The sequence below is a fragment of the Streptomyces sp. TAA486 genome, assembly GCF_000426165.1.
Window position 1 is genome coordinate 47,667 of sequence record NZ_AUEV01000016.1, and the last position, 12,503, is coordinate 60,169.

At 67.8% G+C, this 12,503-nt stretch carries 11 protein-coding genes; 5 read left to right on the forward strand and 6 right to left on the reverse strand.

The annotated features are described in order from the left end of the window. Positions 1–131 precede the first annotated feature (131 nt). Positions 132–1,325 carry a M20/M25/M40 family metallo-hydrolase gene (locus I004_RS35295; protein ID WP_486580165.1) on the forward strand — a complete coding sequence of 398 codons (1,194 nt, stop codon included), beginning with the start codon at positions 132–134 and terminating at the stop codon, positions 1,323–1,325. Positions 1,326–1,391: 66 nt separating this feature from the next. Here I004_RS35295 and I004_RS0121555 read toward each other — a convergent pair whose 3' ends face one another. From I004_RS0121555 to I004_RS0121580, 6 genes are all read right to left on the reverse strand, one after another. Further along, complete coding sequence (locus I004_RS0121555) at positions 1,392–2,528, reverse strand: M20 family metallopeptidase (RefSeq protein WP_028437206.1); 1,137 nt, start codon at positions 2,526–2,528, stop codon at positions 1,392–1,394. After that, positions 2,521–3,189, reverse strand: a complete 669-nt coding sequence (locus tag I004_RS0121560) for a DUF1028 domain-containing protein (RefSeq protein ID WP_028437207.1) — start codon at positions 3,187–3,189, stop codon at positions 2,521–2,523. Before I004_RS0121560 ends, I004_RS0121555 begins: the two co-directional genes overlap by 8 nt. Further along, positions 3,186–3,602: a RidA family protein gene (locus I004_RS0121565; protein WP_028437208.1), complete on the reverse strand. Its 417-nt coding sequence runs from the start codon at positions 3,600–3,602 to the stop codon at positions 3,186–3,188. Before I004_RS0121565 ends, I004_RS0121560 begins: the two co-directional genes overlap by 4 nt. A 53-nt stretch (positions 3,603–3,655) precedes the next feature. Next, positions 3,656–4,921: a flavin-containing monooxygenase gene (locus tag I004_RS0121570; RefSeq protein ID WP_028437209.1), complete on the reverse strand. Its 1,266-nt coding sequence runs from the start codon at positions 4,919–4,921 to the stop codon at positions 3,656–3,658. A 299-nt stretch (positions 4,922–5,220) separates the two neighbouring features. Next, a complete protein-coding gene (locus I004_RS0121575) occupies positions 5,221–6,144 on the reverse strand; it encodes a LysR family transcriptional regulator (RefSeq protein WP_037977254.1) in 924 nt (307 codons plus the stop codon). A gap of 68 nt (positions 6,145–6,212) precedes the next feature. Then, a complete protein-coding gene (locus tag I004_RS0121580) occupies positions 6,213–7,556 on the reverse strand; it encodes an MFS transporter (RefSeq protein WP_028437211.1) in 1,344 nt (447 codons plus the stop codon). A gap of 670 nt (positions 7,557–8,226) precedes the next feature. Here I004_RS0121580 and I004_RS0121585 point away from each other — a divergent pair. From I004_RS0121585 to I004_RS0121605, 4 genes are all read left to right on the forward strand, one after another. Beyond that, positions 8,227–8,532, forward strand: coding sequence for a hypothetical protein (locus I004_RS0121585; RefSeq protein WP_028437212.1), 306 nt, complete (start codon positions 8,227–8,229; stop codon positions 8,530–8,532). A 379-nt stretch (positions 8,533–8,911) separates the two neighbouring features. Continuing rightward, positions 8,912–10,609, forward strand: a complete 1,698-nt coding sequence (locus I004_RS0121595) for a formate--tetrahydrofolate ligase (protein ID WP_028437213.1) — start codon at positions 8,912–8,914, stop codon at positions 10,607–10,609. Next, positions 10,606–11,238 carry a cyclodeaminase/cyclohydrolase family protein gene (locus I004_RS0121600; protein ID WP_028437214.1) on the forward strand — a complete coding sequence of 211 codons (633 nt, stop codon included), beginning with the start codon at positions 10,606–10,608 and terminating at the stop codon, positions 11,236–11,238. The genes I004_RS0121595 and I004_RS0121600 overlap by 4 nt, the downstream gene beginning before the upstream one ends. Positions 11,239–11,330: 92 nt before the next feature. Beyond that, a complete protein-coding gene (locus tag I004_RS0121605) occupies positions 11,331–12,233 on the forward strand; it encodes a phosphotransferase family protein (RefSeq protein ID WP_486580166.1) in 903 nt (300 codons plus the stop codon). Positions 12,234–12,503 lie beyond the last annotated feature (270 nt).

Genomic DNA, 12,503 nt, shown 5'->3' on the forward strand with positions numbered 1-12,503 from the left:
CAAAGCTTGGTGGCTGGCACAGACTGTCGCACGGCGACGGCCGGTGATGCTGGTCGGCGACCACGGGACTTACGCACGTCCGGTCCCGCCCACCCGGTACCACCCGGCGAACGCGGCAAAGGAGCCTCGCTGTGCCAGCCTCGTCCCTGCCTGATCCGCAGGACTTCCTCGAGAAGCTCATCGCGGAAAGGCACGCCATGCTCGACGACCTGGACAGGCTGGTCTCCGCCGAGTCGCCCTCCTCGGATCCCGTTGCGCTGCGCACCTGCCGGTCCGTGCTGGAGGACATCGGCACGCGACTGCTCGGCGAGCGGCCCACCGTGCTCCCCGACGCGGACAGCCCGGAGGGAAACGGGACCCCGGGCGGCCTGCTGTGGCGACTCGGCCCGGCCGGACGCCCGCCGGTGCTGCTCGTCGGACACCTCGACACCGTCTGGCCCCTGGGGACGCTGCGCCACCGCCCCTTCGACGTACGCGAGTCGCGGGCCACGGGGCCCGGCGTCTTCGACATGAAGGCGGGGCTGGTCCAGGGTCTGCACGCGCTGGCCGGGCTGCATGCCGCGACGGGCGCCTACCCGTCCGTGGCCTTCCTCGTCACCACGGACGAAGAGGTCGGATCACCACTGGGCGGCCCCGTCGTCACCAAGTTGGCAGGGGAGTCGCGCGCCGCGCTCGTCCTGGAGGGGGCAGCCGACGGCGGAGCGCTCAAGCACGCGCGGAAGGGCTGGTCCTTCTACGACATCTCCGTGACGGGACGGGCCGCCCACGCCGGCCTCGATCCACATCAGGGCCGCAACGCCCTGGTGGACCTGGCCGGTCTCGTCGTCCGCCTGAGCCAGTTGGCGTCCGCCGACGGGGAGACGACGGTGACACCCACGATGGCCGCAGCCGGAACCACGCAGAACACCGTCCCGGACCGCGCTCACGTGACGATCGACGTACGGGCCCCGGACTCGGCGGCGCAGCGGGAGTTGGATGCTGCGTTGCGCCGACTGGTCGCCGGGACTGCCCAGTTGCCGTACGAGATCAGCGGCGGGATCAACCGCCCGCCGCTCGAGGAGACGCAGGCACGCGAACTCCTGGGGCTCGCACGCACCGCCTTCGGCCGCCTCGGGCTGCACTGGCCGGGCTCGGCACGGGTCGGAGGTGTCTCCGACGGCAATCTGTGCGCCGCGGCCGGCGCTCCGACACTGGACGGACTCGGCGCTGTGGGCGGCGGCGCGCACGCCGATCACGAGTGGGCCGACATCGCTCGCATGCCGGAACGGGCCGCGCTCGTAGGGCAGATGACTGCCGACCTCGACAGCACGCCCCGGCCCGACTGACCGATACGAGGAACGTTACGCTCCCCGCCGGGTTCGGAACGACGCCGAAGGAGGCCTCGTGTCCGCTCAGGACCTCCACCCCAGTGCCAGGTCGACCGCCGTCCAGGCAAGCGCTGTCGCACCATCGGTGAGGGTCCGCTCGGCGACCTCGCCGATGCAATGATCGGCGAACTCCTTCTGATGGTTCAGCACCGGAAAACAGTCGAGTCCGATGTAGGGGTGAATGGCGGGGACGACCTGCGAGACGTTGCCCATGTCCGTCGACGCGCGGCACATCTGCGTCTCGGGGCCCTCGGTGGCAAGTTGGCGCCCCAACTCGACGGCATTCTGCTCGTACAACTTCAACGCCGACTCTTGGGTGCGGAAGTCGGAGTACGGCTGCGACTCCGGCTCGATCTCCAAGTCGCACCCGGTGGCCAGAGCACCCGCCTCGAAGCAGCGGCGCACCTTCTCCTCGGTTTCGGCAAGTTCCGCCAAGTCCTTCGCGCGCACATACCAACGTCCCGCCGTCGTCTGTGGGATGGCGTTCGGAGCCTCTCCGCCTGAAGTGACGATGCCGTGCACACGGACGCTCGTCGGCAACTGCTGGCGCAGCATCCCGATCGCGACCTGCGCGATCGTGAACGCGTCCGCCGCGTTTCTTCCATGGGTCGGGTAGGCCGCCGCATGCGCGGCCTTGCCCCTGTAGCGGATCGCCGAGTGCGACACGGCGAAGGGGGCGGCGCGGGCGACGTCCACCGGGGCCGGGTGGGCCATCATCGCGAAGTCGAGGCCCTCGAACGCGCCGCGGTCCAGCATCTCGATCTTGCCGCCACCGCCCTCCTCGGCAGGGGTACCGAAGACCTCGACGGTGATTCCGAGTTCGTCTGCTCGCTGGGCCAGCGCGATCGCCGCACCCACCGACATCGCCGAAATGAGGTTGTGCCCGCACGCATGGCCGATGCCCGGCAAGGCGTCGTACTCGGCCATGAAGCCGATGCGCTGCGCACCTGATCCGAGCCGGGCGTGAAAGGCGGTCGGCAGGCCGACGAAGCTCTCCGTGACCTCGAAGCCGTTGCGGCGCAGGACCTCGGCCACGTTCCTGGCGGACTCGATCTCCTGCCACGCCGTCTCGGGGTTTCGGTACAGGCTCTCCGACAGCGCGATCAGTTCGCCGCGGATGCTCTCGACGTCTCCCTGGACGCGCCTCTTCGCCTCACTCATCGCCGGGCACCCCGTATGCCGGGGCCGTACTGGGGTCGATGCCGCGCGTCACGTAGTCCCGACGCTGCGGCAGCCACCTCTCCAGCAGCACCTCCAGGTCCGAGATCGGAGTCTCGCTCCAGTCGACACGGAGGTCGGTCTCGCGCCACCCGGAGTCGCGAACGACCGCGAGTCCCGCCGAGTGGAGATCGCCGGCTTCGCCACCGGCGGTCAGGCCGGCCTTCAGCGCTGTGAGCAGCTGCCGCTCGAACTCGCCGGCGGTGGACTCGAACCCCTTCAGGACGGCATCGACGACACCGGCGTTGTCGAGCAGGTTACCGGCGGCCACTGCGTTCTCCGACGTGCGTGAGTGGTGGACACCGAGGGTCCGCACACCGGAATGGACTGCCGGAGCGTGCTGAGCTCCGATGACGGCCACCTGGCGGTAGTCCATCGTGTCATCGTGTTCGCGGAGTCCGGCCAGAGCCTCGTCCGCCGCGTCCCCCGCGGCGAGCCTGTCGAGGAGCCAGTCACCGAACCGGGGGTCGGTGATGTTCTGGGAGGCCACGACTCCCACACCACTGCGAAGGTGAAGGCAGCGCGCAGCCACGCAGGGAGAGGACGAAGTGACCGCCATTCCGAAGGCGCCTGAGTCGTCCCTGGCCAGGATGGAGAACGTCATGCGCGCTCCCCGAGAACGGCCGTGGCATCGATCTCGACGAGCCACTCGGGACGGGCGAGCGCCTGGACGACAATGCCGGTCGAGACCGGGTGAACGCCCTTGAGCCAACGCCCCATCACGCGGTACACGGTCTCGCGGTAGCGGATGTCGGTGAGGTAGACGACGACCTTGACGATGTCCTGGAGCTCACCGCCGGCCTCTTCCAGCAGCATGGCGATGTTCGACATCGCCTTCTCCGCCTGGGCCTCGACGTCGCCGATGCCCACGCTCTCGCGGGTTTCCAGATCCTGCCCGATCTGACCCCGCAGATACACGACGCCACCGGCGACGACGGCCTGGCACAGATCGTTGTCGAGATTCTGCTCGGGGTAGGTGTCCTTGGTGTTGAAGGTACGGATTCTGGTGTGCTTCATGAGCGTTCCCCAATCTCTTGGAGCTCCCGGGCCGAACCAGCGGGCGGCTCCCACTACGTGGTCGCCGCCGCCTCCGCGGAGTTGTAGGCGCGGTAGGCCCGGCGGATCATGATGTGGTCGGCGAGGAATCCGGCGTCGTGCCAGACACCCCAGATGAAGCTCGATCCGCGCCGTGACTGCCACGGCAGGCCGAGGAAGAAGACGCCGGGCTCGGACGAGATGCCACGACGGTGCTGCGGTCGCCCCTTCTCGTCGAACGCGTCGACCTTCAGCCAGCCGTAGTCCTGTGTGAAGCCGGTGGCCCAGACGATCGAGGTCACGCCCGCCCCGGCGAGGTCGAGTTCGAGCAGGGGGTTCGTCACACAATCCGGGTCGGGCTGGAGGTGGTGGGCCCCTGGCTCCTCGGGTAGGTCGAGGCCGTTGCGTTCGATGTAGGCGTCGGCCTCCTGGAGCAGTGACAGGTAGTTGGCGTCACCCAGGGCGATGTTCTGCTCGAGGTCCGAAGCGAAGCGGATCTTCCCGTCCTTGTAGGACTCTGCCGTCCCGACCAGCCTGATGCCGTCCGCGGCGAGGTTGCGGAAGTCGACGGTGTGGCCGCCCCTGGCGCCGCTGACCGCGATGGTGACGTGCTCGGCGCCCTGGGGCGGCGTTGCCGCCTCCCACTTGTTGAGGACACCGAGCCACCAGACGAAGTCACGGCCGCGGTAGCGTCGCGGGGGCCGGTCGTGCGGGCTGACGGCGAGGTAGACCTCGCGGCCCGACCCACGGAGTTCATCGGCGATCTGCACACCGGAGGACCCGGCCCCGATCACGAGGACGGCCCCTTCCGGCAGCTGCCGCGGGTTGCAGTAGGTGCTGGAGTGGATCTGCTGGATGCCGGCCGCGTCAGGCACGACGGCCGGGATCACCGGCTTCTGGAAGGGACCCGTCGCGGCCACCACGTAGCGGGCGTCGATGGTGCCCTCCGAGGTGACCACGTGGAATCCGGGCTCGCCGATGTTCTTGGTCACGGATATCACCTCGACCCCGGTGCGGATCGGAGCGTTGATCTTCTCCGCGTACTCCGCAAGATAGGCCGCCACCTCTTCCTTCGTGGGGAAGGCGTCGGGTGCGCATGGGAATTCCAGGTTCGGGAAACGGTCGTGCCACGCAGGGCCGTTGGCCACGAGGGAGTCCCAACGGGACGTCCGCCACCGCTCGGCGACGCGGTCGCGCTCCAGGACGATGTGCGGGACACCGTGGTTACCGAGGTGCTCGCTCATGGCGATCCCGGCCTGGCCCCCGCCCACGACGACAACTTCCGTCGCTGTGCTCGACATCCGTACGTACCTCCACTCGATATCATCTGGTGCACCGCCCGTTGGCGACTCGTCCGGGAAGGAATCACTTTGTCCTGCAACCGGCGACGGCGGAGGCGAGGTGGAGTGAGGAGCGTCTGCCGTCCTGGCCAGTCGGCGATTCCTACGTCGAGACACTCAGGAACTCGACGAGTTCTGCTTCAATGCGCAGCACTTACTTGACTCCCTTTGTCTTCACGACATTGCCCGGGGTCGGATGTTCACCACCGTACGGAGAAGCGGTCTCGTCATCCAGAATGGATTTCCGTAGGTCCCTTCGGTTATCTCAATACCTCGGGCCTGAGGAGATGCACGGCCATCTCGATGAAAGTCGCGACCCGTTTGCTGGGCACGCGGTCGCCCGGCGTGACCGCGACGACATCCAATCCCTCGTGTCTGACTGTGAGTTCCTTGGCCACGTACGGCAGGCCCTCGTAACTGACCGTCGTCCTCGGCCGTTGACTCAGCAGCGAATACCCCGCACCCCTGGCGACCAGACAGCGCACCAGCTCGGAATTGGGCGTGCGGAAGCGGATGTTGGGGGTCACACCCTCCGCATCGAAGACGGACAGGAAGTACTGCCCGCCCGGCTCGAGGTCGAAGAGGATATAGGGCTCCTCCGCCAGTTCACGCAATGCCACGGTGTCCGCCTGGGCAAGGCTGTGCTCAGGATGCAGCAGGACGTAGGGCGGCACGGCCGTCAGCTTGGTGGCGGTGTGGCCGAGGTCCGTCAAATGGTTCCGGAATCGGTACGCATACATGACGGCCACGTCGCTCTTGCCCTGTTCCATCTGTTCCAGGAGCGCGTGCTGCGATCCTTCCGAGAAGTTCACGTCCACAGCCGGGTAATGGAGCATGAACTCGGTGACGATGGCGGGAAGAAGGAGGGGCGCAATCGTCGAATAGCAACCGATGTGAAGTTCCCCTGCCAACTCCCCACTCAGGCCGGCCACCCGGCGCTCCAGGCTCGAGACCTCCCGCAGCAGGCGCCTGGCCTCGGCCAGGACCATCTGGCCGTCACGGGTGAGCGAGAGTCCCCGGGCATGCCGCACGAAGAGGTTGATCTTGAGGACGCGCTCGAGGTCGGCGATCGCGGAGGAGACCGTCGACTGCGAGAGATGGAGTGCCTGCGCCGCGGCAGTGACCGTCCCATGTTCGGCGACCGCGACCAGGTAGTCGAGCTGTCGCAGGGTCACGTTGATCATGAGCACTCCTGTCCGCCACGGTGCACCGACAGCGGGGCCGGCCTGTCGGCGGCCTTCATCGCTGCTGCTCAGCGTACGGGGGCAGAGAGTCCGCCTCCCGCGGAGACGTCCGACTCGTGGAGGAGGTCGGTGCTCTTGGTCTCCGGGATCGTCAGGACCGTCAGCAGGCCCACGATGCCGACGACGATGAGGGTGTAGGCCGGGATCATCGGGTCATCCGTTGCCGAGATGAGCCACGTGTTGATGTACGGCAGGGTGCCGGCGAAGGCGGCACCGGCAATCGCGTAGGCCATGGACAGACCGCTCTGCCGGGTGCGGGTGGGGAAGAGCTCGGCGACGGTCGCGGAGTGCGTGCCCAGGATGATCGCCAGAATGGCGGCAAGGCCGGCGGTCGCCGCGAAGGCAGCGGACTCGGAGCCTTGGCGCATGAGGAGGAACAGGGGCACCGCACCCACGATGAGCATCCCGGCAGCGCTCAGCAGGACCGGCTTGCGCCCCACATGGTCGGAGGCGATGCCGGAGAGCGGGATGAGGGCGATGGCGACCAGCGACGCGGCCGTCGAGAGCAGAGCGGCCTGATCGGGGTGCAGCCCCACAATCTCCTCCTGGTAGGTGAGGAGGTAGACCAGCACCACGTAGAACGTGCAGTTCATGAAGGTCTCAATACCGATGGTCTGGAAGAACTGCTTGCGGTTGCTCTTGAAGACCTCGGTGACGGGCGAGGCCGGGATGGTGTCGAGTTCCTCCAGCGCGCGGTACTCCGGGGTGTCCTCGACCTTCAGGCGTATGTACAGACCGACGAGGGCCAGGGGAACCGTCAGGAGGAAGGGAATGCGCCAGCCGCCGGCGAAGATCGCCTCTTCGCTCAACGTCGCATGGAGCGCCCACACGACGAAGGACGCGAGCAGGAAGCCGAGTACGGAGCCGACCTCGATGGCCGAGGTCCCCAGACCACGACGCTTCGCCGGGGAGTACTCCGCGAGGAAGGCGGCGGCTGAACCGAACTCACCACCGGCCGCGAGACCCTGGATGATCCGGGCGACGACGAGGAGTATCGGAGCAACCACACCGATCGTGTCGTAGCCCGGGATCAGACCGAGCAGCAGAGTTCCGGCGGCCATGGAAATGATGACCAGGGAGAGGGTCTTCTTGCGGCCGAAGCGATCACCCAGGTGCCCGAAGATGACCGATCCGAGGGGTCGGACAAAGAAGGCGATGGCGAAAACGGCGAAAACGGAGAGGAGGCTCGCCGTGCCGTCCTGGTTGGGGAAGAAGATGTCCGCCACGGTCGTGGCCATATAGGCGTAGACCGCCCAGTCGAACCAGTGGACGAGGACGCCGATAGACCCAGCGATGACACTGCGTCGTAGACCTTTTTGCGTTGTCCGGTCATCCGCAAGCGTGGTTGCCATCGATGCTCCTACATCAGCGGGGAATCTCCCGGTAGCCGGGGTGCGCAGCAGCGTAGGTGGCCATCTCGGTCCCAACCAGAGGAAAAAATCGATGGTCCCCACGGTCTCGTCGATGCCTTTTCCCACAGGGGCCGCAAGACGTCAGGGATGTGCGGCCGATGCTGCCGAGGCGTTCGCGATTGGTCCGGCCCGTGAACGGGGCGGCGGCCCGCGCCGCGGGGCGGCGATCAAGTTGCCCACCTGCCCTTCTGGGCTCGGTACCGAACAAGCTGACGTCGTCGATGACGTGACCTGACAGCGGCGCGAGAACGCCTCGCAGAGGGCGGGAACTCTGCGATGTCGATGCGGTGGTGGCGCCGCAAATGAGCCGTCAGCACCGTCGTCGAAGTGGCATCCCAGACCGTCCGGACCGCTGCCCGTCCCGTGCCAGTAGCATGAGCCCTTAAAGGTACACACCAATGCGACCTCACCACGATCACCGACCTGCAGGAGAGCGCGCTGTACTCCGGCCTGAAGGTCGCCGAGAAACTCAACCCCGACGGACCGCAGCTCACTTCCTTCAAGCAGCGGCTCGCGGACGACGACCTCCTCGACACCTCGTACGACATCCCTGACCGGGTCCGCGTCCTCCCCAGGCAACCGTCATCCAACCCACCACAGGAGAACGACCATGACCGACAAGGACGTTGAAAGGACCGGAGGGCAGGCACACCCGCAGGCTCCTTGGTGGGCGGGCCTCGGGACGCTTGGCGCCCTCACTCTGATCGTCCTCGGTGGAATCGCGGCAGCCTGGACCTTCCTCGCCCCCGCCGCAGGGCTGTCATGGCTGCCCTTCACCCCGGACGAACCGGCGGTCGGCCACCACCAGGCCGCCAAGATCGTCGCCATCGGCCTGGTGATCCTGGGAACCGCCCTGCTGGGCCGCCGCGATCGCACCGCGGTCGCCGAGGAGCCGGAGAAGCCACAGCGGACCTGAGCGGCTGGACGAGCCTCCCGCCCCCCTGTCAGCGCTCGGCGCTGGTCAGGCCGGTCTGCGGCCTCTCGACGACGAGAGTGATCCCGGTGATGAACCGGGCCCACCCCGAAGGCAGGAACGGCACTGCGCGCAGCCCGATCCGCGCCGAATCCAGTACCGACGACGGCGCGCTGGCCCTTACCGATCACTCGGCGACCGGGAAGATGTTGCTGCGCCCTGGCGGTCGCGGACGCTTGCCGCGAGTACGGGATCACTGTCGCCACATGATGAGTTCTCGTCCCGATCATGGATGAACCTGCAAGGTTTGCTCAACTTCGGGCAGGCACCCCCGTTGAGGCTGCCGCCTCGTTCTCGCACCACCCCGCGTAAGGAGCCGATGATGGCATTTCCCAGTGACCTCGAGATCGCTCGATCGGCGGCGTTGAAGCCGATCGAGGATGTGGCCAATGGGATGGGTCTGAGCAGCCGGTCGCTGCAGGCGTACGGCGATGATGTGTGCAAGGTGCGGCTGGAGGCACTGGACGACCTCGCCGACCGGCCGCGCGGCAAGTACGTGGTCGTATCGGCGATCACTCCGACGCCGTTGGGCGAGGGGAAGACCACCACCACAGTGGGACTCGGCCAGGCGTTCGCGCACATCGGGAGGAAGGCTTCGATCGCGATCCGGCAGCCGTCGATGGGTCCGACATTCGGCATCAAGGGCGGCGCCGCGGGGGGTGGCTATTCCCAGGTCGTGCCGATGGAACTGCTGAACCTGCACCTGACCGGGGACTCCCATGCGGTGACCGCGGCGCACAACCTGCTGTCCGCGACGATCGACAACCACCTCTTCCAGGGCAACGACCTGGACCTGGACCCGCACCAGATCACCTGGCGGCGCGTTCTCGACATCAACGACCGCGCGCTGCGCAACGTCATCGTCGGGCTGGGGTCGCGGGCGGACGGGGTGCCGCGGCAGACCGGGTTCGACATCACCGCCGCCAGCGAGGTGATGGCCGTGCTGGGGCTGACCACTTCGCTGCCTGATCTGCGGGCGCGGCTGGGGCGGATCGTGGTCGGCTACACCCGCGGCGGCGAACCGGTCACTGCCGAACAGCTGCAGGCGGCGGGGTCGATGGCGGTGATCATGCGGGAAGCGATCAAGCCCAACCTGATGCAGACCCTGGAGAACACCCCCGTCCTCGTGCATGCCGGCCCCTTCGGCAACATCGCAACGGGCAACTCCTCAGTGATCGCGGATTCGATCGGCCTGCGCTGTTCCGAATTCCATGTGACGGAGGCCGGATTCGGCGCGGACATGGGCGCCGAACGGTTCTTCAACATCAAGTGCCGCACATCCGGCGAGTCCCCCGACGCGGCCGTCGTCGTCGCCACCGTCCGCGCCCTCAAGGCCCATTCGGGCAAGTACAAGATCGTCGCAGGCAAGGAACTCTCCCCGGAACTGCTGGCGGAGAACCCCGACGATGTTGCGCTCGGGGCGGAGAACCTTCGCAAGCAGATCGACAATATCCGGATGCACGGCATCCCGGCCGTGGTCGCGATCAACGCGTTCCCCACCGACCACCCCTCGGAACACCAGGTGATACAGAAGATCGCTGCCGAGATGGGTGCCAGGTCGGCGGTGTGCACCAACTTCGCCGACGGCGGACGCGGGGCGACAGAGCTGGCCGAAGCGGTCGCTGAAGCGTGCGAGGAACCCTCGAAGTTCCAGCTTCTCTACCCCGACGCCGCCACCCTGCGCGAAAAGATCGAGACCGTCGCCACAAAGGTCTACGGCGCCGAGGGCGTCGACTACACCGCCGCAGCCGAACGCCAACTCGACACCTACGAACGAGCCGGCTTCAGCAACCTCCCCGTCTGCATTGCCAAGACCCACCTCTCGATCTCCTCGGACGCTGCCCTCAAGGGCGCACCCACCGGCTGGCGGCTCCCCGTCCGCGAGGTCCGCGCGTCCGCCGGAGCCGGGTTCGTCTATCCCCTGTGCGGTGCGATGCGCACCATGCCGGGGCTCGGCAGCAACCCCGCCGCGGCCCGCATCGACCTTGACGAGAACAGCGAAATCGTCGGACTGTCGTGAGCGAACCGACCGATTTCCCGTCGGCGACCGTCCGCGGGTTCCTCGACCAGGTAGCCGCACGCACGCCCGCGCCGAGTGGCGGCGCGGCGTGTGCGGTCGCCGTCGGGACAGCGGCGGCGCTGGTCGCGATGGCGGCCCGCTTCTCCACGAAACAACTGCCCGACGCCGACCGGCTCGCGGCGAGCGCCGACGAACTGCGCGCGGAGGCGCTGCCGTTGGCAGACGCGGACGCGGAGGTGTACGGGGAGCTGCTCGCCGCTTCCCGTGACAAGGGGCCCGGCCACCAGGAGCGGTTCACCGAGGCATGCCGTGCGGCGTGCGACGTGCCGTTGCGGATGGCCGACACCGCGGTCAGGGTCGCCGAACTGGCCGAGCGGGTGGGCACCGAGGGCAATCCGAACCTCCGCGGCGACGCATACACGGCGGTGATGCTGTGCTCCGCGGCCGCGGAGTCGGCGGCTGTGCTCGTTGAGATCAACACTCGTGCAGGCAACCTCCGCAACGAACGGGCGCGCAGAGCCACCGATCACACGCTCGCCGTCGCACGGGCGGTGGCGGCCCTGAGGGAAGACCTCGGGCCGCCGTCGGCTTCGGAGTCTGGCCGAGCAGCCCGGCCATCGCCTGAATAAAGCTTTCGCGCGCGCCGCCGTCCGGATGGTGGGGTGGCACGGTGACCAACCACGATGAGTCGGCGGCTGTCCGACCGTTGACACTGGCTTGGGTGAGCCGGCACCTCGAGGTCGGCGAACGGATCGTCGCAACCGAGGCGCTGCACGGCGGCATCACTGCCGAAATGCGGAGGCTGACCCTCGGCACACGGGACGGAGGCACCCGTGACCTCGTGCTGCGGACCTTCGTCGACGTGGAGGACGCCGAGGACAGTCTGAACAGGGAGGCCGGCGCCCTGACCCTGCTCACGGGGGCCAGCGTGCCGGCTCCTGAACTGGTCGCGGTTGATCCGACCGCCGCGCAGTGCGAGCATCCATCGCTCCTCATGACACATCTGCCGGGCCGGACGTTCCTCGACGATGAGGGATTGGAGACGCGCCTCCCTCTGCTGGCCCGTCAACTCGTGGCGATCCACGTCATGCGACCGGCCGAGCGGCCCCGGGAGTATGTGGCGTTGACGACCGCCGACACCGTGGTGACTCCGAAGGGCGCCGACGCGGCGGCATGGGCCGCAGCCATCGACGTGATCCGCAAGCCTGCGCCGCCCTACGAAGGGCGCTTCCTGCACAGGGACTTCCACCCCGGCAACGTGCTGTTCGACCTGCCGCCCCGAAGGTCGGCAGGTGCCCGGATCACCGGCGTGGTCGACTGGGCAGGGGCCTCCTGGGGCCCGGCGGACCTCGATGTCGCGCACTGCTCCACCAATCTCGCGCTGCTGCACGGCCCGGCGTGGGGTCTCGGGTTCGCTGAGGCGTATGAGGAGGCCGGCGGGGTGCTGGCCGCGGCCGCGAGCGAGCGGCTGTACTGGCGGGTGCGGGACGGGCTGGCGTTCTCAGAGGACCTGCGGTTGGTGGCGCAGGCGTGGCGGGAGGCAGGGAGGACAGAGCTGACGACGCGAGCCGTGGAGGAGCGGCTGGATGCCTATGTCACCGCGCTGATGGACACGCTGGGCTGAACGACCCCGGTCCAGGGCCTCGTTCGGGACCTGCATCGGCACCCGTGACAAAGGTAAAGCGATGCTTCGATCTCGCCCGGCAGCCGGAGGATGCGACCTAGGGTGCTTCCCGTAGCAGGCTCAACTCTCGCCGATTGGGCGCTCCTTCGTGCGAACTGGCCGACTTGCCAGCCGCACCCAGTGCGGGCACTTCTGAGTCGTGCCGAGCCGGTGGGCGTCGTACTCCCCGCTGAGAACGCAGAGTTCGCAGAGTTCGCAGAGCATGTGCCT

What these genes read in the sequence shown, in the direction of transcription:
- I004_RS0121555 (WP_028437206.1), bottom strand. Translation starts at nt 2,528, where the DNA reads ATGAGTGAGGCGAAGAGGCGCGTCCAGGGAGACGTCGAGAGCATCCGC.
- I004_RS0121560 (WP_028437207.1), bottom strand. Translation starts at nt 3,189, where the DNA reads ATGACGTTCTCCATCCTGGCCAGGGACGACTCAGGCGCCTTCGGAATG.
- I004_RS0121565 (WP_028437208.1), bottom strand. Translation starts at nt 3,602, where the DNA reads ATGAAGCACACCAGAATCCGTACCTTCAACACCAAGGACACCTACCCC.
- I004_RS0121570 (WP_028437209.1), bottom strand. Translation starts at nt 4,921, where the DNA reads ATGTCGAGCACAGCGACGGAAGTTGTCGTCGTGGGCGGGGGCCAGGCC.
- I004_RS0121575 (WP_037977254.1), bottom strand. Translation starts at nt 6,144, where the DNA reads ATGATCAACGTGACCCTGCGACAGCTCGACTACCTGGTCGCGGTCGCC.
- I004_RS0121580 (WP_028437211.1), bottom strand. Translation starts at nt 7,556, where the DNA reads ATGGCAACCACGCTTGCGGATGACCGGACAACGCAAAAAGGTCTACGA.
- I004_RS0121585 (WP_028437212.1), top strand. Translation starts at nt 8,227, where the DNA reads ATGACCGACAAGGACGTTGAAAGGACCGGAGGGCAGGCACACCCGCAG.
- I004_RS0121595 (WP_028437213.1), top strand. Translation starts at nt 8,912, where the DNA reads ATGGCATTTCCCAGTGACCTCGAGATCGCTCGATCGGCGGCGTTGAAG.